Origin of the sequence: Ottowia massiliensis, from assembly GCF_900240305.1 — a bacterium.
GTDB classification, from domain to species: domain Bacteria; phylum Pseudomonadota; class Gammaproteobacteria; order Burkholderiales; family Burkholderiaceae_C; genus Ottowia; species Ottowia massiliensis.
This window is the reverse complement of sequence record NZ_LT964854.1, coordinates 1,519,041-1,537,999: the sequence shown is the minus strand read 5'-3', so window position 1 is coordinate 1,537,999 and position 18,959 is coordinate 1,519,041. Positions and strand designations below refer to the sequence as shown.

Genomic DNA, 18,959 nt, shown 5'->3' with positions numbered 1-18,959 from the left:
CCCCGCCCTGCTCTTTCGCCTCACGGCCAAACTGTGAGCAGGCTTTGAGGAGCCTTGCTTTTTCCGCCTTCCGTCAGGCAAAACCGGGGGCAGGCGCATGTTCCGCTCCCAACGCAATCGGCCCTCAATCATGAACAAGGGCCGGTACAAACCGGCCCTTTCGGCATGGACGCAAACAGCTGCGTCAGGCGCCTGCGCGGCGGCGGCGCCAGCCGCCCACGCCTGCCATCAGCGCTGACAACGCCGCCAGCATGGGCCAGCCCAGCGTGGGCACGGAAACCGGAGCGCCCGGAGTTGGCGGGCCGCTTTGGGTTTCAGCAAAGTTGTTGCCGGTCGAGCCTGTGGCAGGCACCGCGAGCGTGATGGTGCTGTTGCCCGTGCCGCTGCCGCCGGTGTCAGCCGTGCCGCCCGCGCCGCGCGTGTTGTAGGCGTTGGTGTAGCCCGATGGCTGTGTTTCGGTGATGGTGCAACTCGCGCCTGTGGGCACGTTGGCGAAGCTGTAGCTGCCGTCAGCGCCTGTTGTCGTGGTGGCGCTGTGCGCCGGGCTGGTGCAGGCCAGCGCCACGGTGACGCCGCTGATGCCAGGGTCGGTGCCATTGCCGTCATCGGTGGTGTTGGCGGGCGAGCTGGCTTCGCGATAGACGCGGCCGGAGACCGTCACGCCGGAGCCGCCTCCGATCTGGGTTTCAGCAAAGTTGTTGCCGGTCGAGCCTGTGGCGGGCACCGTGAGCGTGATGGTGCTGTTGCCCGTGCCGCTGCCGCCGGTGTCAGCCGTGCCGCCCGCGCCGCGCGTGTTGTAGGCGTTGGTGTAGCCCGATGGCTGCGTTTCGGTGATGGTGCAGTTCGCACCTGCGGGCACGTTGGCGAAGCTGTAGCTGCCGTCAGCGCCTGTTGTCGTGGTGGCGCTGTGCGCCGGGCTGGTGCAGGCCAGCGCCACGGTGACGCCGCTGATGCCAGGGTCGGTGCCATTGCCGTTGTCGGTGGTGTTGGCGGGCGAGCTGGCTTCGCGATAGACGCGGCCGGAGACCGTCACGCCGGAGCCGCCTCCGATCTGGGTTTCAGCAAAGTTGTTGCCGGTCGAGCCTGTGGCAGGCAGGTTGGCGATGGTGATGGTGCTGTTGCCTGTGCCGCTGCTGCCGGTGTCGCCCGTGGCGGCCGTGCCGCGCGTGTTGTAGGCGTTGGCGTAGCCCGTGGGCTGGGTTTCCACCACGGTACATTGCGCGCCTGCGGTCAGGCCGCCAAAGCGGTAGGAGCCGTCAGCGCCCGTTGTGGTTGTGGCGGTGTGCACGGGGTTGGTGCAGGCCAGCGTCAGGGTCACGCCGCTGATGCCAGGGTCGGTGGCGTTGCCGTCATCGGTGGTATTGGCGGGCGAGCTGGCTTCGCGGTAGACGCGGCCGGCGATGAAGGTGCTCGTGTCCTTCACTTTGGTGAGCACGCGGTTAGAGCCAGGGTTGCGCGCCAGCAGGGTGGCGGAGTCGGCGCGGTAGTCGTTCACGTACTGGTTGCCGTCGCTGTTGCCGCTGGCGACGACCGGGACGATGAGTTCATACGCCGTGTTGATGGGCACGGTGCCGGTGCGGCCATAGGCCAGGGCCATGAAGGCTGTGGCCTCGCCAATGGCGGCCGGGCAGTTGGCCGAGCCGAATTGCGCCACCGTGCACCAGTTGGTGCTGCTGGCGCTGTTGCTGCCGGTGCCCTGCACGTTGTGGCTGGCGTCGTTGGGGCTGTTGCGGTTGATGTGGGCCGGGGCGTTGCTGGTGTAGAGCACCACCATCGCGGGGTCGGCTGTGAGCGCATGCCCGGCCACGGGGGCGGCAATGGGCGCTGCGAGCTTGAGCGCGCCCGCGTAGCTGCTGCTGCGGCCATCGCTGGCGTAGGGCAGCACGTCAAGAATGCGCAGCTGGTCCAGGTGGGTGCCGGTGGCGGCGTAGTACAGCGTGTAGGTGAAGCCCGTGTTGAGCGGCACTTCAGCGTGGCTCACGCTCTTTTTGAGCAGCACGGTGGTTTCGGCGCGCGTGCGCACTTTCCAGTTGCTGAAGCTGCAGCTCTGGCCGCTTTTGCAGACAAAGCCGTTGGCGCCACGGTAGATGGCCTTCAGGCGGCCATTGGCCGTGGAGTCGGCGAAGGTGGAGTTGAGCAGCTGCACGCCATTGGGCGCCGAGAGGCTGACCTGCGCCTGATAGCGCAGGGGCGGCAGATTGGCTGCCGCGCTGCCCAGCTCGGTGTGCTTGACGGGCTGGTTGGGCAGCGTCCACTTGCACGCCGTGTAGCCTGTGGGCACCGAGTTGGCGTCAAAGGGGCCGCCGGAAGGCGTTGTGCCAGCGGCGGAGCAGTCGGGATCGGCAATGGCCGTGCCGCCCAGCGTGCTGGTGCCGGGCATGTAGCTCATGTGTTGCGGCAGTACGTCCCACACGGTGACGGTGGTGGTGTGGTCAGCCGTGGAGCTGGCGGCGTTGACGGTGATCTTGTAGTCCAGCAGGCTGCCGGGGGCCACGGCGCGGCCATCCAGCAGTGAAGCGTCGTTTTCCGATTTGCTGACGGCGATGTATTCCGTTTCGCGGATGCGCATCACGTCGCTGCCCTGCCTGATGTTGCCTGGCGCTATTTGCCACATGGCCTGGTTGGGCGCGATGGCGCCCAGCGTGGAGTCGCCCTGCGCGAAGGCGCGGCCCGGCGCGTTGTCCGTGCCGGAGAAGGCATAGGTGGCATTGGCCTGCAACGGGATGTAGTAGAGGGTATTGACCGCCTTGCCGTAGGTGCTGTAGGAGCCGCGCACGCGGGTGATGTCTTTCAGGCTCTTGCCTGCGGCTTGCAGCGAGGCGATGGAGTCGTACCAAGTCACGCCGTCCGAGTCGCCGCAAGTGCTGTCGGACTGGGCTGATCCGCTCTGGGCCACGCTAGGCCACGTGTCGGGATATTCCGTGGCGGTGGTGTTGTAGCTGTTCCAGGTGCCGCTGGCGGAGATGCCGTTGCCGCCCACGCCCAGCTCCCAGGTCACAGTGGCCGAGCCTGCTTGCGGCAAGGTCAGGATGCCCGTCTTCACGTCCACCCGGGAATCGCTGGACGGCAAGGCGTTGGCAAAGCTCAGGCGCGTGTTGTCGATGCGCTCGCAGATGTAGCCGGCAGGCATGTCGTCAGTGCCGGCGTTGATGACGTGCAGCCGCGCGTCAAAGTGCTGGCCGGGGCCGGCCTGCCGCACGTAGTTATCGTCCGAAAGGGAAGGGTCTGCGATGGCGTAGGTCACGCCCGTCTTGCGCGAGCCGCCGGGGCGCAGCGAATACAGCTTGCTGAGCGAGCCGCCCGTGGTGCGGCGCACAAGCGCCTTGTCCTCGCCGCTGGAAGGCGGATTGGCCTGCCCGGTAACGGATGTGCCGCTGAGCGAGACCTTGTTGATGACTTCTTCGTAAACATTGGGCGTGAAATCAGTCACCGGAGCCCACAGCAGCACGGACTTGCTGGCCACCCACCACTGGTTGGCCGAATCCAGCAAGTTGCTCGTATTGACCACGGTGCCCGGGCCGGTGCCCTTGCGCGTGGGGTAGTGCTTAAGCGAGAAGTCCACGCCAGATACCGTCAGCGTGGCCGTCTTCGCGCCCACATTCACGCTGGTGGCCTTGCAGTCGCCGCCGTTGGCCACAGTGGTGTTGTCGGTGGAAGCCGCACCGGTGTCATTGACTTCGAAATAGGTGTTGTCAAACCCGTTGCCCAGGCGGGTCAGGGAGTAATCCCAGTTGCCGCAACCGTCGTGCTTGCCTGTGCCCATGAGCGCGCGGGCAAAGCCAGGCACGTCAATGTTCCAATCGACCAGGCGCAGGCCCGGAAACTTGGCGCCGTTGTCGAAGTTGTCTTCCAGCGTGAAATCGGGCTTGAGCGCCTCCAGTCCCCGGCGCGCGCCCTCGGCATAAATCCCGATGTTGTAGCCCATCACGTAGCCATCTTCGCCATTGGGGCCGGAGCGGGGTATGAACACGCCGCCGCCTGAAGAACGGGTTTTCTTCACCTTCCAGCGCGGCGCGGCGGAAACCGTGACCACGGGCGCGCCGTAGGTGGGCGTGCTGGGGTGCGAGGGTTCATTGAGCGTGCGGGGATTGGAGCGCGCCGGGTTGCCGTCGGACTGATACGTGACGGTGGGGGCGGCGATGGTGGCGCCGTTGGGCGCGCCGCCGCTGACGTGGTAGCTGAAAGACAGGTTGCTGCCGCTGAGCGGCTGCGGCTGGGCGCAAAAGAGCTTGAGGCCGTCGGCCGTGACGCCCGATACGCCCGCAGGCGGCGGATCGCTCACGGGCGTGGCCGAAATGTTCCGGCAGCCGTCCGCGCCGGAAGGAATGTCGGTCGCGCGGAAATACGCAATGCGCGGATTGGCCGGGCCGGTGTAGCCGGCAGGCAGCGTGGTGGCGCCCATCTCCAGCGTAACCAGGCTGTTGGCCGCTTCGGGAGCGAGCGTGTAGCTCACGCGGTACATCACCTGGTCATTGGTGCGCACGATGGCATCAGAAGGGGAGTTGTCCAGCCCCGCGCCTGCCGAGCCGTCGAACGGCAGTGAACCAGACGCGGCCATGCCCATCGCAAAGTCGCTCACGGCCGCATGGGCTGACGAAGCCATGCAAGCCACTGCCAGCACAGACAGGCCAGCAGCCAGGCGCAGCCTTGCGCAGCGCGCGGCATCCGCACATGTTTGTTTCATATCAATATTCCGCATAAAGAAAATGAAAAGAAGCGCATCCTATCGGCAGTTCACATTTGTTTCAAGCGATCTATGCCAAACGGCAATAATCGCCAAATTATTCGTGCATTGAAACAAATATCTTGTTTCAATAAATTTTTCTGCGACACATTTTGACTGGATGGATTTTTGAAATGCTCTCTTCCCTGGCCGCCATCAAAGGCATGAACGACATCCTGCCGCCCGACTCCGCCCGCTGGGAGTGGCTGGAAGAGGTGGTGCGGCGCACCATGCGGCGCTTTGCCTTTGCCAACATCCGCACGCCCATCGTGGAGCACACGGCGCTGTTTGCGCGCGGGCTGGGCGAAAACACCGATGTAGTGGAAAAGGAGATGTATTCCTTTCAGGACCGCAACGACAAATACGGCGACGCCGACCACCTCACCTTGCGTCCTGAAAACACCGCTGGCGTGGTGCGCGCCGCCATTGAGCACAACTTGCTGTATGGCGGCGGCCAGCGTCTGTATTACATGGGCCCCATGTTCCGGCGCGAGCGGCCCCAGCGCGGGCGCTACCGGCAGTTTCACCAGATTGGCGCGGAAGCACTGGGCTTTGCGGGCGCGCAGGTGGATGCCGAAATGATTTTGCTGGCCGTGGCTTTGTGGCGCGAGCTGGGCATCAACCGCTGGCGGCTGGAACTCAACAGCCTGGGCCAGCCCGAAGAGCGCCGCGAGCACCGCGCCGCCCTCATCGCCTACTTTGAAGCGCACGCCAGCGAGCTGGACGAAGACGCCCGCCGCCGCCTGCATGCCAATCCGCTGCGCATTCTGGACACCAAAAACCCCGCCATGCAGACGCTGGTAGAAGGCGCGCCACGGCTCATGGACTATCTGGGCGAGGCTTCGCTGGCTCACTTTCACGCCGTGCAGGCCATGCTGGATGCGGCCGGCGTGCCCTGGAGCGTGAACCCGCGCCTGGTGCGCGGGCTGGATTACTACAACCTCACTGTTTTTGAATTCATCACCGACAGCCTGGGCGCGCAAGGCACCATCTGCGGCGGCGGCCGCTATGACTATCTGATTGGCCAAATGGGCGGCAAGCCCGCCCCCGCCGTGGGCTGGGCCATCGGCGCGGAGCGCGTGCTGGAGCTGCTGAAAGAAGAAGGCGTGGCCGCGCCGCAAAGCGTGCCGGATGCCTACGCCATCATCCCCGACGCCGCCGCGCTGCCGCAGGCCATGCGCTGTCTGCACGCGCTGCGCGCACAAGGCGTGGCCGTGCAAATGCACGCCAGCGCCGAAGAAGCGCCGGGCAGCATGAAAAGCCAGTTCAAACGGGCCGACGCCAGCGGCGCGCGCTTTGCCCTCATCTTCGGCGCCGACGAGCTGGCCGCCGGCCAGGTCACGCTCAAAGCCCTGCGCGACGGCGCAGGCGAGCAAACGCGCCAGCCGCTGGACGGCGTGGCCGCCTGGAGCCGCGCGCTGCTGGCGTGAGCTTGGCAAGAAGAAGGCTCTATTTGCTCCTTTATTAAGAGCATGATGTCCTAGTAGAAAGTGCGCTGAAGCCGTTTTCTGCCTCTTTAATTCGCTCCTCTTTTTGAGCTGCTTCCCGCTGAGCGCGGCGGTGGCGGCTCGCCCTAGAATGCGCCGCTTCATTTGACCACCCCCCGCGCCACGCGCAAGACACCGCATCATGGCAACACAGCACTTGGACCTTGAAGAGCAGGAACAGCTCGCCCAGCTCAAACACTTCTGGAACCGCTGGGGCAACCTCATTACCTGGGCGCTCATTGCCGTGCTTGGCGCGTTCGCCGCCTGGAACGGCTGGAACTTCTGGCAGCAGCGGCAAGCCGTGCAGGCCGCCGCCCTGTATGACCAGATGGAAGCGGCCACGCAAGCCGGCGATGTGGAGCGCACCACGCGCGTGCTCGCTGACATGCAGGCCAGCTACCCCGGCGCCGAATACGCCGCGCAAGCCGCGCTGCTGGCCGCCAAAACGCTGGTGGAAAAAGAAAAAACCGCCGAAGCCAAGGCGGCGCTGGCCTGGGTGGCCGAGAAGGCGGCCGACAGCGGGCTGCAAGCCACAGCCCGTCTGCGCCTGGCCTCCCTTCTGTACGCCGACAAGGCGTATGACGAGGCGCTGCAACAGCTCTCGGCCCGCTTCGACCCCGCTTTCGCGCCGCTGGCGGCCGACCGCCGTGGCGACGTGCTGCTGGCGCAAGGCAAAAAAGACCTGGCCATTGCCGAATACGGCAAGGCCTACCAGGGCCTGACGCAAGCACGCAGCGAATATGGCCGCCTGGTGGGCGTCAAACTGACGGCGCTGGGCATCGACCCCGAAGCGGGGGCGGCAAAGTCTGGAGAAGCGAAATGAAAGCCCCGCGTTTTTCCCTCTGCGCCGCCGCGCTGGCCGCCGCGCTGCTGGCGGCGTGCTCGTCTGGCTCGCCCCGGCCTGAACCGGCCAAGCTGCAAGCCATTGATCCCGTGATTGACGTCAGCCAGGCATGGGCGGCCAAGCTCGGCAGCACGGTCAATTTCCCCTTGCAGCCGCAAGTGCTGGGCAATCGCGTGGTGCTGGCCGCCGATGACGGCACGGTGGCCGAGTTTGACGCCGCCAACGGCCAGCGCCTGTGGAGCGCGAACGCAGGCGACGCGCTCACCGCCGGCGTGGGCAGCGACGGCCACACCAGCGCCGTGGTCACCCGCAGCAACCAAGTGGTAGCGCTGGCCGAGGGCCGCGTGCTCTGGAAACACAAGCTGGGCACGCAAAGCTACACCGCGCCGCTGGTGGCGGGCGGGCGCGTGTTCGTGCTGGGCGCTGACCGCTCGCTCACGGCGCTGGATGGCCGCACGGGCGCGCGCCTGTGGCACGCCGACCGCCAGGCCGAGCCGCTGGTGCTGCGCCAGTCGGGCGTGCTGCTGGCCGTGGGCAACACGCTGGTGGCGGGCCTGTCGGGCCGCCTGGCGGGCGTGGATCCGGACACGGGCGCTTCCCGCTGGGAAGTGCCGCTGGCCGCTGCGCGCGGCGTGAACGATGTGGAAAAACTCGTCGATCTGGTCGGCCCCGTGAGCCGGCAAGGCAGCGTCATTTGCGCCCGCGCCTTTCAGGCCGCCGTGGGCTGCGTGGACGTAGCCAGCGGCAAGCTGCTGTGGAACAAGCCCGCCAAGGGCGATGCAGGCGTGCGCGGCAACGAGCAAAGCCTGTTCGGCGCGGAGTCCGACGGCCAGCTGGTGGCCTGGAAGGCCGCCACTGGCGAGCGCATCTGGAGCACCAAAGAGCTGCTCTGGCGGCGCCTGACAGCGCCGCTGGCGCTGGGCCGCTCGGTCATCGTGGGCGATGAAGAAGGCTGGCTGCACATGCTCTCGCGCGAAGACGGCAGCCCCGTCAACCGGCTGAAAACCGACGGCTCGCCCATTGCCGCCGCGCCCGTGGCGGCAGGCGGCGCGCTGGTGGCTGTCACCCGCTCCGGCGGCGTGTTCGCCTTCCGCCCCGACTGATGGACTGATTGCAGGCTGCGCGCGCGATGAAACCCGTTCTGGCCCTTGTGGGACGGCCCAATGTGGGCAAATCCACGCTGTTCAACCGCCTGACCAAAAGCCGCGACGCCATCGTGGCCGACTTTGCGGGCCTCACGCGCGACCGCCACTACGGCACGGGCCGCATGGGGCAGCGCGAATACATCGTGATCGACACCGGTGGCTTCGAGCCGGAAGCGGGCGAAGGCAGCATCTTTCGCGAAATGGCCCGCCAGACGCGGCAGGCCATTGCCGAGGCCGATGCCGTCATCTTCGTGGTGGACGCGCGCGCGGGCCTGGCCGGGCAAGACCACGACATCGCCAATGAACTGCGCCGCCTGGGCAAGCCCTGCCTGCTGGTGGCCAACAAGGCCGAAGGCATGCGCGAAGGCGCGCAGCTGGCCGAGTTCTACGAACTGGGGCTGGGCGAAGTCATCGCCGTCTCCGCCGCCCACGGGCAGGGCGTGCGCTCCATGCTCGACCGCGCGCTGGACGCGCTGGGCCTGCCCGAGCCTGATGACGAACAGCCGGCGCAAGACGATCACAGCCCCATCCGCCTGGCCGTGGCGGGCCGCCCCAACGTGGGCAAATCCACGCTCATCAACACCTGGCTGGGCGAAGAGCGCCTGGTGGCTTTTGACCTGCCCGGCACCACGCGCGACGCCATCACCGTGCCCTTCGAGCGCGGCGGCCAGATGTTCGAGCTGATCGACACGGCGGGCCTGCGCCGCAAGGGCCGCGTGTTCGAGGCCGTGGAAAAGTTCTCCGTCGTCAAAACCTTGCAGGCCATTGAATCGGCCAACGTCGTTCTTTTGCTGCTGGACGCCACGCAAGGCGTGACCGACCAGGACGCGCACATTGCCGGCTTCATCCACGAAACGGGCCGCGCCGTGGTGCTGGCCGTGAACAAATGGGACGCGGTGGACGCCTACCAGCGCCAGCTCGTGCAGCGCAGCATCGAGGCGCGGCTGGCCTTCATGAAGTTCGCCGAGCTGCATTTCATCTCTGCCCAAAAGCGCCAGGGCCTGGCCCCGCTGTGGGGCGCCATTGCCCGCGCCCGCCAGGCCGCCATGCGCAAGCTGCCCACGCCGCAGCTCACGCGCCTGCTGCATGAAGCCGTGCAGTTCCAGGCCCCCAAGCGCAGCGGCATGTACCGCCCCAAGCTGCGCTACGCGCACCAGGGCGGCATGAACCCGCCCGTCGTCGTCATTCACGGCAACTCGCTCGAAGGCGTGACCGACGCCTACAAGCGCTACCTGGAAGGACGCTTTCGCAAGGCGTTCGATCTGACAGGCACGCCGCTGCGCATCGAGCTGAAAAGCGCCCGCAACCCCTATGCGGACAAGGCGCCCTGACGCACGGCCCCTCTTGAAGCGGCGGCCCGCATCCCCAGATGCCAGCGGCTGCCGCGTTGGCGCGGGCTTCACGCGCGGAGCCAGACAGGCTCTGAAACCCCGTGCTATGGTGTAGCTTCCTTTCCACTACTTTTGAACACGGAGAATATCGTGAGCAACAAAGGACAACTCCTCCAAGACCCCTTCCTCAACACCCTGCGCCGCGAGCACGTGCCGGTGTCCATCTACCTGGTCAATGGCATCAAGCTGCAAGGGCAGATTGAGTCGTTTGACCAATACGTCGTGCTGCTGCGCAACACCGTCACGCAAATGGTTTACAAGCACGCCATTTCCACCATCGTGCCGGGCCGCGCCGTCAGCTTCTCCATGGCAGCCGAAACGCCCGCCGCCGAAGCGCCGTGAAAACCGCCCTCCCGCGCCCGGCATGACCGCCTCAAACGCTCCTGATCCAGGAGCGTTTGCCGTTTCTGGCGGCTCATTCGCCTGCCCGCTCCGCACGGCTCAGGCAAACAGGCGAAGGCGCACCTTCAATTAGCTCCTTCATTTGTAGCAAGCTTTCACGCTATACACGCGACAAGCGGCTTTTTAAGGCCCCTAAATCAGCTTCCCTTTCAGTAGCAATCCGTCTCATGACAAAGCCTGCGCACAGCGGCCCCGGACTCTTTCTTCAGATACCTTGACTTCAAACGCCTCTTCCTTCACTTCCTCCCGCGCCGCTGAAGCGCCGCCAGCCGCCGTGCTGGTAGGCGTGGACTTTGGCGAGCCTCATTTCGATGCCGGTTTGCAGGAGCTGGGCCTGCTGGCCGCCACGGCGGGCCTGAACCCCGTGGCGCGCATCACCTGCAAGCGGCGCGCGCCCGATGCCGCCTTGTTCGTGGGCAGCGGCAAGGCCGAGGAAATCCGCATGCTGGCCATTGAGCATGGCGCAAAGGAGGTGCTGTTCGATCAGGCGCTCTCGCCCGTGCAGCAGCGCAATCTGGAACAGGCCATCGGGCTGCCCGTCAATGACCGCACGCTGATCATTCTGGACATCTTCGCGCAGCGCGCCCGCAGCCACGAGGGCAAGCTGCAAGTGGAGCTGGCCCGCCTGCAATACCTGGCCACGCGCCTGGTGCGCCGCTGGAGCCACCTGGAGCGCCAGCAAGGCGGCATAGGCACGCGCGGCGGCCCCGGCGAAACGCAGATCGAGCTGGACCGCCGCATGATTGGCGAGGCCATCAAGCGCACCAAGGAGCGCCTGGCCAAAGTCAAACGCCAGCGCCAGACGCAGCGCCGCCAGCGCCAGCGGCGCGAGACGCTTTCCGTCTCGTTCGTGGGCTACACCAACGCGGGCAAGTCCACCTTGTTCAATGCGCTGACCAAGGCGCGCGCCTACGCTGCCGACCAGCTTTTCGCCACGCTGGACACCACCACGCGCCAGCTCTATCTGGCGGGCGCGGACGAAGCCAGCGGAGCAGACGGAGCCGGCACAGAAACAGGCTGGGCGGCCGGGCGCGTCGTTTCCCTGTCTGACACCGTGGGCTTCATCCGCGATTTGCCGCACGGCCTGATTGAAGCCTTCGAGGCCACTTTGCAGGAGGCGGCCGATGCCGATTTGCTGCTGCATGTGGTGGATGCTTCCAACCCCGGCCACCTCGAGCAAATGGATGAAGTGCGCCGCGTGCTGGGCGAAATTGGCGCGGCTGACGTGCCGCAGTGGCTCATCTTCAACAAGCTCGACGCGCTGCCCGAAAGCCAGCGCCCCGCACAACTGGCGGGCAGCATGGAAATGGAAGGCCGCCGCCTGCCGCGCCTGTTCGTCAGCGCCCGCAGCGGCGAGGGCCTGCCCGGGTTGCGCGCGGCTTTGTCCGAATGGGCCAGGCCGCACGGCCAGACGGCGCGGCTGCCGCAAGCCCAGCCTGCGTCTGAATCTGCATCTGAAACGCTTGGGCACAATCCGCCCCATTTCCCTTCCGCTTGCACGCCCGGCGATCCCCGGTTTTTGCCAGACGCATGACATCCAGCCTGTTTTCTTCCCTTTTGGCCCGCTTCTCGGGCCGCCTCCCGGGCCGCCGCCCCGCCGCCACGCTCAACCTGAATGACCCGCGCTGGGGCCGGGGCCATGAAGACCGCCCTGACGAGTCCAACGCCAGCCCGCCTCCCGAAGGCGCTGAAGGCGGCCAGCCGCAAGACCCCCAGCGCCCGCAGCCGCCAGAGCTGCCCCGCCCGCATTCGTCTGGCGGCGGCCAGCAGCCGCCTGATCTGGATGAGCTGTGGAACGACTTCAGCCGCAAGCTCGGCGGCCTTTTCGGCGGCGGCCCGCCGCCTGGCCGCCGTGGCCGCTCTTCGCCTTCTTCACCGGTTTCGCCCGGCAGCGCGGGCGCGGGCCTGGCCCTGCTGGCAGGCGCAGCCGCGCTCGTGTGGCTGGGCACGGGCTTTTTCATCGTGCAAGAAGGGCAAAACGCCGTCATCACCCAGTTCGGCCGATACCACTCCACCGTGATGGACGCGGGCCTGCACTGGCGGCTGCCCTGGCCCATTCAGCGGCAGGAAACCGTCAATGTCACGCAAATCCGCTCGGTCGATGTGGGCGGCGACATCATCATCCCCGCCACTGGCCTGCGCACCTCGGCCATGCTCACGTCCGACGAAAACATCGTCGAAGTCAAGTTCGCCGTGCAATACCGCTTGAGCGACGCGCGCGCCTACCTGTTTGAAAGCAAGCTCCCCGACGACGCCCTTCGCCAGGCCAGCGAAAGCGCCGTGCGCGAAGTGCTGGGCAACATGAAGATGGACGCTGCCCTGTCGGAAGAGCGCGACCAGATCGCCCCCCGCGTGCGCGAGCTGACCCAGAAAATCCTGGACCGCTACCGCATCGGCATTGAAGTCATCGCCGTGAACATGCAGCAAGGCGGCGCGCAGCCGCCCGAGCAGGTGAAAGCCGCGTTTGACGACGTGAACAAGGCCAACCAGGAACGCGAGCGCGCCAAAAACCTGGCGCAGGCCTACGCCAACGACGTGGTGCCCCGCGCCAAAGGCGCCGCCGCCCGCCTCACGCAAGAAGCCGAAGGCTACAAGGCCCGCATCACCGCCCAGGCCGAAGGCGACGCCCAGCGCTTTGCCGCCGTGCTGGCCCAGTACCAGAAAGCGCCGCAAGTCACGCGCGAGCGCATGTATCTGGACGCCATGCAGGACATCTACGCCCGCGCCCGCAAAGTGCTGGTGGACAGCCGCGCCGGCGGCAACCTGCTTTACCTGCCGCTGGACAAGCTCATGCAGCAAACCAGCGCACCCGGCGAAGCCGGCAGCGCCGCCGCAAGCCAGGCCGCAAGCTCCGCGAACGCCCAAGCCGCCCAGCCCGCGCAAGCGCCTGCCGCAGCAACCTACGCCCCCGACACCCGCGCGCGCGACAACGCCCGCAGCCGCGACTACCGCTAACCCACCGACCACCCGCCTTCCATGAACAAAACCGGATTCATCGGCGCCAGCTTCTTGCTCGCATTGGCCGCGCTGGCCTCCAGCCTGTTCGTGGTGGACCAGCGCCAGTTCGGCGTGGTCTACCAGTTCGGCCAAATCCAGCGCGTCATCAACGAACCGGGCCTGTACGGCAAGATTCCCCTCATCCAGACCGTCGCCTACATCGACAAGCGCCTGCTCACCCTCGACAGCCAGGACCTGCAACCGCTGCTCACCAAGGAAAAACAGCGCATCGTCATCGACTGGTACGCGCGCTGGCGCATCACCGACCCGCAAGCCTACGTGCGCAACTTCGGCAGCACCAGCGAAGGCGCGGGCGCGCAGCAGCTCAACCGCGTGGTGCGCAACGCCTTCCAGGAAGAAATCAACCGCCGCAACGTGCGCGAGCTGCTTTCTTCCCGGCGCGACGAAATGATGGCCGACGTCAAAAAAGAAGTGCTCGGCGCCGTGCGGGGCAGCAAGCCCTGGGGCATCGACGTCACCGACGTGCGCATCACCCGCATCGACTACGCCGAATCCATCACCAGCGACGTCTACCGCCGCATGGAAGCCGAACGCGAGCGCGTGGCCAAGGAGCTGCGCGCCACGGGCGCCGCCGAAGGCGAGCAAATTCGCGCCGAAGCCGATCGCCAGCGCGAAGTCATCCTGGCCGACGCCTACCGCGAAGCCCAGAAAATCAAGGGCGAAGGCGACAGCGCCGCCAACGCCGCCTACGCCGAGGCCTTTGGCAAAGATCCGCAATTTGCCCAGTTCTGGCGCAGCCTGGACGCCTGGCGCGCCAGCGTCGGCCAACAGGGCGACGTTCTGGTCATCGACCCTGCGGCCTCTGACTTTTTCAAGGGCATGCAGGCTGGCCCTGCCGCCAGACCTTGAAGGCCAGTCCCGGAAAGATGCTGTTGTTTTGATAGCTGCCCGCGCCCGTATTCAAAGGACTGGAGCCGTTTTTGCCCTTTTTTTGAATGGCCAGGCCGCGAACAGATTCTGAAATCCAGACAGGAGAGCACGACATGATGAAAATCCTTCTCGCCGTCGATGGCAGCCCCTACACCAAGAAAATGCTGGCCTACCTGGCCGCGCACGATGAGCTGCTGGGCAACGGCGCCCGGCATGCCTACACCGTCATCACCGTGCAGGCCACCCTGCCCCCGCGCGCCCGCGCCGCCCTGAGCAAGGAAATGGTGGACGGCTACTACGCCGAAGAGGCCGCCAAGGTGCTTGACCCCGTTGCCAAATTCATGGCCCAGCATGGCGCAACGCCCGCCACCGTGGCCGCCATTGGCAGCGCGGGCGAAGAAATCGCCAAATACGCCGAGCAGGGCCAATTCGACCTCATCGTCATGGGCGCGCGCGGCCACAGCCCTTTGAGCAAGCTCGTCATGGGTTCTGTCAGCACCAAGGTGCTGGCCAGTTGCAGCACGCCCGTGCTGCTCATTCGCTGATCATCTGCCCCGTGTGCCCCGTGGCAGCCTTTCCGCCAGTTCGCTGCAATTTCGATAGCTGTCAGCGCCCTATCCACGGGCGCTGGCGGCGTTTTTGTCTGCCCAACAGTCCTGACGCCCAAGCACTTCGGCAACGACGGCGGCTGGCCCATGCAAGCGCCACGGGCCTTGTTCAACGCGCTCTCCCATCGTGCCAGGCAGCGGACTGATTCGTGGCAGAAAAAGAGCGGCAAGGCGGCCCATAGCAAAAACATCCAGGAGGCGGCATGACGCACGAAAAACAGGCTTCGGCCCGTCAGGGCTTCTGGCGTCTATGGGGATGGCCTCTGGCGCTGGCCTTTGTCACTCTCACGGGCCTGACGGCGGCCCTGTTCAGCGAAGGCGGCTTTGGCGACTGGCTCGCCTCTGCCTGCCTGGCCGCGCCCGTGCTGGCATGCGTGTGGTTCGGCTGGCTGCGCCGCAGCAAGCGCAGACAGACAGCGGCGGAAGACGGGCCGGACCCAACGCCAGGCGCGCAGCCATAAAAAAACGCCCTTGCGGGCGTTTCGGCGCATGAGCGCGGCAAGTGGCGGAGAGAGAGGGATTCGAACCCTCGATACGGGAGAACCGTATACCGGATTTCGAGTCCGGCGCATTCGACCACTCTGCCATCTCTCCGCAAAGGGCAAGCGGCGGATTCTAGCGGACACGGCAATGGCGCCGCAGGAAGCGCCAAACCGGAACAATCGGAAGACCGCTTTTGAAACAGGAGCAAATTTGAGGAGCCAAAATCCCTTGATGTCCTAGTCGAATCTGGGAATCATGCTATTGGTAAAAGAGCAAAATGAACCCGCTCCGACTTGCTCCTAAAAGCATCAGGCCAGCTTGATTTCCACGGGGATATTGCCGCGCGTGGCATTGGAATAAGGGCAAACCTGGTGCGCGCCATCCACCAGGGTCTGCGCAGCGGCGCGGTCGATGCCGGGCAGGCTGACCGTCAGGCGCACGGCAATGCCAAAGCCATGAACGGTAGGGCCGAGATCGACTTCGGCATCCACCGCCAGATCGGCGGGCAGAGTGACGTTCTGCTTGCCCGCCACGACCTTGATGGCGCCAATGAAGCAGGCCGAATAGCCCGCTGCAAACATTTGCTCGGGGTTGGTTCCCGTGCCTTGTCCAGGCGAGCTGAGGGTGACTTGCAGGCGGCCATCATCGCTGCGTGCCTGGCCGTCGCGGCCGCCGGTGGTGTGCGTGCGGGCGGTGTAGAGCACTTTGTCAAGGGTAGTGGTCATGGTGTTTTCCTTTCGACAGGGGTTGAAGAAACGAGTTGCTGGCGCAGGGCGTGCAATTGCGAAGCAAGCGCCCTCGCCTCGGATGGAGCCAGGCCGGTGGCGGCCAGCATGCAGGCGGGCACGTGGGCCGCACGCTCGCGCAGCGCCCGGCCTGCGGGGGTCAAAACAATGCGCACGCGGCGCTCATCCTGCGCATCACGCTGGCGTTGCAACCAGCCTGCGGCCTGCATGCGCTTGAGCAGCGGCGTGAGGGTGCCTGAATCCAGCGCCACGCGCTCACCCAAAGCAGAGACACTGATACCGTCTTCCTCCCACAGCGCCATGAGAGTGATGTACTGCGGATACGTCAGCCCCAGCTCACCGAGCAACGGCTGGTAGCGGCGCGTGAGCGCCAGCGAGGCGGCATAAACGGCAAAACACAGCTGCTGATCCAGCAGCTGTGTTTCGTCGGAGGGGACGGAAGTCATGAGGGGGATTATTTTTGGCAATCAAATTGCTGTCAATTGAATTGCATAAAACAATGTTGTTGGCAAGGTCTATGGCCGGCCAGCGCGCCGGAACACAAAACGGAATGGCTCATCGTCCAGAACGGCTGCGGTCAAGAAGACGATCCATGCCATGCCGCGCTGCGCTTTGAACGAAGTCAATCACTGCAAGACGGCCCGTCCTATCATTTTCAGGGCTGGCGCGCTTCTTGACGTCAGAAATCTGGCAGGACAGGAATTCCCGCTTCATATGAAAAACGCCTCCCGCAGGAGGCGTTTTCAGTGAAAGGCGGAAACCTCGCCCTACTTGGTCAGGATGAGCTTTCCCTGCCGGGTGGCCTGGAGGCGGTACACCGCGCCGTTATGGATGATTTCGACCTGCTTGCGGCCCTGGAGAAGCTGCTCGCTGCGGATGGCAGCCAAGGCGGCGGCGGGCGCAGATGGCTGGGAGGCTGGCTTGCCTGCAACAGCGGCGGCGCTGGCATGAGGCGAGGACATGGCTGAAGACTCCTTGGCTGATGGGAAAGGCAGGCAGCACCCTCAGGGCTGCTTCTCTGGCTCGGTGATGAAACCTATCTTTTTCAGGCCAGCCTGCTGGGCGGCAGCCATGGCTTTCGCCACGCGTTCGTAGCGCACGTCTTTATCGCCGCGAATGTGCAAGTCAGGCTGAGGATTTCTGGCGGCTGCCTTGGCAAAGAGGCTGGAAAGCTCGCCGTCCGGCACGGGAGCGTCATCTATGAAATACGCGCCATCTGCCTGCACGGCCAGGCTGAGCGTCTGTGGTTTGGTGTCTTCCGGCTCGTTGCTGGCCTTGGGCAGCTCGATGGTGACGGAGTGCTTCATCACCGGAACGGTGATGATGAAGACGATGAGCAGCACCAGCATGACATCAATGAACGGGATCATGTTGATCTCGCCCATGACTTCATCGGTGTTGTCGCTGACTTGTCCGGCCACGGCGCTCTCCTTCAGGCTTTCTTCATGCGGATGATGTTGCCTTCGACCGAAGCGGCCGTGACCCGGGCGCCAGTGATGTAGAAGGCGTGCAGGTCATGCGCGAAGCGATGCAGGCGGCCCAGGATGGCCTTGTTTCCGCGCACCAGCACGTTGTAGCCCAGCACGGCAGGAATGGCCACGGCTAGGCCAAAGCCGGTCATGATGAGCGCCTCGCCAATGGGGCCGGCCACCTTGTCAATGCTGGCCTGACCCGCCTGGCCGATGCTCATGAGCGCGTGATAAATGCCCCAAACCGTGCCAAACAGCCCCACGAATGGCGCGGTGGAACCGACCGAGGCCAGGACGACCAGGCCCGATTGCAGGCGGGCCGTGATGTTGTCGATGCTGTGGTTGAGCGCGCTGCGTATCCAGTCATTGATGTCGAGCGAATCATGCAGCTGAGGCGTGGTGGCGCGATAGTGGGCTGCGGCTTCTCGGCCTTCTTCCGCCACAAGCTTGAACGGGTTGCCCGCGCCGCTTCCCAGGCTGCCCAGGGCGGCATCCAGGTCAGCGTTGTGCCAGAAACCAGGCACCTTCCTGGCCTGCCCTTGCACGCGCAGAATGCCCAGCCCCTTGATGATGATGACGCACCATGACAGCACGGACATGGATGCCAGAATGACGAACACGATGCGGGTGACGATGTCGCCCTGCGCCCAGAGGTGCATCAGGCCAAATTCGGAATTCATTTCTTGTTGCTCCAGATAAAACTGTTCAGATTGATCAATCGTTCAGCACCCATTTCACCGGGACGTTGAACCACATGTCTTCCGGCACGCCCAAGCGGGTGCCGGGCACGAAACGCCATTTGCGGACGGCTTCCAGGGCTGCCACATCCAGCCGCTCGAAGCCGCTGGATTTGTGAATGAGGACGTCCTTGGCGGTGCCATCGGCGCCGACCAGCACTTTGAGCATGACCGTTCCCGTTTCGCCCAACCGCTTGCTCATGGGAGGGTATTGCGGTCTCGGGTTATTCAGGTAGGAAGCCTTGCTGGAAGGCAGCGTCACATGCGGCTCTCCAGAGCCGGATGTGCCAGAGGGCGGCCCAGGCGGCCCCGGCGGCCCGGAATATGCAACGGGCGGCGCTGGCTCCGGATCGGGCTGGACGTTTTCCGCAGGCGCAGGCGGCACTGACATGGCCGTGGGCGAGGCATCCGCCACTGGCAACGGCGCAGGCACAGGCGCTGGCTTGGGCGGCGCGGGCTGTTTTTTCGGCGGTTTGGGGTTGGGCTTGGGTGGTTTCGGCGGCGGCGGCTCGGGCGGCGGGGGAGCAGGCGGCGGCGGCTTGGGCGGCGTTGGCGCGGGCGGATCCGGCAGAGAAGGCGGCACCTCCTCAATGATGGGCACCGCCGCCGTGATCAGCTCAGCGGCAATGACCGGCACCCTGGGCGGCTCCAGCGGCGGGCGCTCCCGGCCGCGCTGCACGGCCCAAAGCGCACCGCCGTGCGCCAGCACCACAATGCCAGCCACCAGCAAATCGCGGCCAAGCTCCATTGGCTGTGCGAATGGATTGGAATCACTCATAGAAAGGGAAAAGCGCAGCTACAAAAAAGAGTGCGGCTGCGCACTCTTGAACACACTTTGACGCGCCGCTCATCGCTTCAAGAACGGCAGCAGGCTAAAGCGTGGATTTTGAAACGTAAACGAGAAATTATATTGATTTCGTTCCGCCAGCAGGCGCGCCTTCTGCCCCAAAAAAACGGCTTTTCAGCGCTTGAACACCCACACCAGCGATCCCAGCACAAACGCCAGGCCGCCAGTCAGAGCGAAAAGAGTGGAAGT

General features: G+C 65.3%; 17 protein-coding genes and 1 tRNA gene. 10 read left to right on the top strand and 8 right to left on the bottom strand.

Annotation, left to right across the window (positions count from 1 at the left end; translation table 11 throughout):
- Positions 1-184: 184 nt before the first annotated feature.
- Entirely contained in the window at positions 185-4,684 is a 4,500-nt protein-coding gene (locus C1720_RS06985) for an SdrD B-like domain-containing protein (RefSeq protein WP_102283708.1), read from the bottom strand.
- A gap of 173 nt (positions 4,685-4,857) precedes the next feature.
- Here C1720_RS06985 and hisS point away from each other — a divergent pair, with 173 nt between their 5' ends.
- The 10 genes from hisS (at position 4,858) to C1720_RS06935 (ending at position 14,949) form a co-directional block, all read left to right on the top strand.
- The gene (gene hisS, locus C1720_RS06980) at positions 4,858-6,153 is read left to right on the top strand and encodes a histidine--tRNA ligase (RefSeq protein WP_102283707.1); all 1,296 of its coding nucleotides are present in this window, start codon (positions 4,858-4,860) and stop codon (positions 6,151-6,153) included.
- A gap of 199 nt (positions 6,154-6,352) precedes the next feature.
- Positions 6,353-7,033, top strand: a complete 681-nt coding sequence (locus C1720_RS06975; RefSeq protein ID WP_050715002.1) for a YfgM family protein — start codon at positions 6,353-6,355, stop codon at positions 7,031-7,033.
- Entirely contained in the window at positions 7,030-8,157 is a 1,128-nt protein-coding gene (bamB, locus tag C1720_RS06970) for an outer membrane protein assembly factor BamB (protein ID WP_102283706.1), read from the top strand. Before C1720_RS06975 ends, bamB begins: the two co-directional genes overlap by 4 nt.
- A 26-nt stretch (positions 8,158-8,183) precedes the next feature.
- Positions 8,184-9,530, top strand: coding sequence for a ribosome biogenesis GTPase Der (der, locus tag C1720_RS06965; RefSeq protein WP_050716410.1), 1,347 nt, complete (start codon positions 8,184-8,186; stop codon positions 9,528-9,530).
- 150 nt (positions 9,531-9,680) lie between these two features.
- Positions 9,681-9,932, top strand: coding sequence for an RNA chaperone Hfq (gene hfq / locus C1720_RS06960; RefSeq protein WP_439650748.1), 252 nt, complete (start codon positions 9,681-9,683; stop codon positions 9,930-9,932).
- Between the two features lie 274 nt (positions 9,933-10,206).
- A complete protein-coding gene (gene hflX / locus C1720_RS06955; RefSeq protein ID WP_439650746.1) occupies positions 10,207-11,526 on the top strand; it encodes a GTPase HflX in 1,320 nt (439 codons plus the stop codon).
- Positions 11,523-12,947, top strand: coding sequence for an FtsH protease activity modulator HflK (gene hflK / locus C1720_RS06950; RefSeq protein ID WP_102283704.1), 1,425 nt, complete (start codon positions 11,523-11,525; stop codon positions 12,945-12,947). Before hflX ends, hflK begins: the two co-directional genes overlap by 4 nt.
- Before the next feature lie 21 nt (positions 12,948-12,968).
- The gene (gene hflC / locus C1720_RS06945; protein ID WP_102283703.1) at positions 12,969-13,859 is read left to right on the top strand and encodes a protease modulator HflC; all 891 of its coding nucleotides are present in this window, start codon (positions 12,969-12,971) and stop codon (positions 13,857-13,859) included.
- 137 nt (positions 13,860-13,996) lie between these two features.
- Positions 13,997-14,425, top strand: coding sequence for a universal stress protein (locus C1720_RS06940; RefSeq protein WP_102283702.1), 429 nt, complete (start codon positions 13,997-13,999; stop codon positions 14,423-14,425).
- A 266-nt stretch (positions 14,426-14,691) separates the two neighbouring features.
- Entirely contained in the window at positions 14,692-14,949 is a 258-nt protein-coding gene (locus C1720_RS06935) for a hypothetical protein (RefSeq protein WP_050715006.1), read from the top strand.
- A 42-nt stretch (positions 14,950-14,991) separates the two neighbouring features.
- On the opposite strand, the gene C1720_RS06930 is transcribed toward C1720_RS06935, so the two are convergent.
- The 7 genes from C1720_RS06930 to C1720_RS06900 form a co-directional block, all read right to left on the bottom strand.
- A tRNA-Ser gene (locus C1720_RS06930) sits at positions 14,992-15,082 on the bottom strand.
- Positions 15,083-15,279: 197 nt separating this feature from the next.
- Entirely contained in the window at positions 15,280-15,696 is a 417-nt protein-coding gene (locus tag C1720_RS06925) for an organic hydroperoxide resistance protein (protein ID WP_102283701.1), read from the bottom strand.
- Positions 15,693-16,163 (bottom strand): MarR family winged helix-turn-helix transcriptional regulator, encoded by a 471-nt coding sequence (locus C1720_RS06920; protein WP_102283700.1) that lies wholly within the window; start codon positions 16,161-16,163, stop codon positions 15,693-15,695. Before C1720_RS06920 ends, C1720_RS06925 begins: the two co-directional genes overlap by 4 nt.
- 321 nt (positions 16,164-16,484) lie before the next feature.
- The gene (gene hemP / locus C1720_RS06915) at positions 16,485-16,679 is read right to left on the bottom strand and encodes a hemin uptake protein HemP (RefSeq protein WP_050715009.1); all 195 of its coding nucleotides are present in this window, start codon (positions 16,677-16,679) and stop codon (positions 16,485-16,487) included.
- 42 nt (positions 16,680-16,721) lie between these two features.
- Positions 16,722-17,138 (bottom strand): ExbD/TolR family protein, encoded by a 417-nt coding sequence (locus C1720_RS06910; protein WP_371256920.1) that lies wholly within the window; start codon positions 17,136-17,138, stop codon positions 16,722-16,724.
- 11 nt (positions 17,139-17,149) lie between these two features.
- Positions 17,150-17,866 (bottom strand): MotA/TolQ/ExbB proton channel family protein, encoded by a 717-nt coding sequence (locus C1720_RS06905; protein WP_102283699.1) that lies wholly within the window; start codon positions 17,864-17,866, stop codon positions 17,150-17,152.
- Positions 17,867-17,900: 34 nt separating this feature from the next.
- Positions 17,901-18,671, bottom strand: a complete 771-nt coding sequence (locus C1720_RS06900) for an energy transducer TonB (RefSeq protein WP_233199842.1) — start codon at positions 18,669-18,671, stop codon at positions 17,901-17,903.
- Positions 18,672-18,959 lie beyond the last annotated feature (288 nt).

Coding starts and splice junctions, on each gene's coding strand:
- C1720_RS06985 (WP_102283708.1), bottom strand. CDS start 4,684: ATGAAACAAACATGTGCGGATGCCGCGCGCTGCGCAAGGCTGCGCCTG.
- hisS (WP_102283707.1), top strand. CDS start 4,858: ATGCTCTCTTCCCTGGCCGCCATCAAAGGCATGAACGACATCCTGCCG.
- C1720_RS06975 (WP_050715002.1), top strand. CDS start 6,353: ATGGCAACACAGCACTTGGACCTTGAAGAGCAGGAACAGCTCGCCCAG.
- bamB (WP_102283706.1), top strand. CDS start 7,030: ATGAAAGCCCCGCGTTTTTCCCTCTGCGCCGCCGCGCTGGCCGCCGCG.
- der (WP_050716410.1), top strand. CDS start 8,184: ATGAAACCCGTTCTGGCCCTTGTGGGACGGCCCAATGTGGGCAAATCC.
- hflK (WP_102283704.1), top strand. CDS start 11,523: ATGACATCCAGCCTGTTTTCTTCCCTTTTGGCCCGCTTCTCGGGCCGC.
- hflC (WP_102283703.1), top strand. CDS start 12,969: ATGAACAAAACCGGATTCATCGGCGCCAGCTTCTTGCTCGCATTGGCC.
- C1720_RS06940 (WP_102283702.1), top strand. CDS start 13,997: ATGAAAATCCTTCTCGCCGTCGATGGCAGCCCCTACACCAAGAAAATG.
- C1720_RS06935 (WP_050715006.1), top strand. CDS start 14,692: ATGACGCACGAAAAACAGGCTTCGGCCCGTCAGGGCTTCTGGCGTCTA.
- C1720_RS06925 (WP_102283701.1), bottom strand. CDS start 15,696: ATGACCACTACCCTTGACAAAGTGCTCTACACCGCCCGCACGCACACC.
- C1720_RS06920 (WP_102283700.1), bottom strand. CDS start 16,163: ATGACTTCCGTCCCCTCCGACGAAACACAGCTGCTGGATCAGCAGCTG.
- hemP (WP_050715009.1), bottom strand. CDS start 16,679: ATGTCCTCGCCTCATGCCAGCGCCGCCGCTGTTGCAGGCAAGCCAGCC.
- C1720_RS06905 (WP_102283699.1), bottom strand. CDS start 17,866: ATGAATTCCGAATTTGGCCTGATGCACCTCTGGGCGCAGGGCGACATC.
- C1720_RS06900 (WP_233199842.1), bottom strand. CDS start 18,671: ATGGAGCTTGGCCGCGATTTGCTGGTGGCTGGCATTGTGGTGCTGGCG.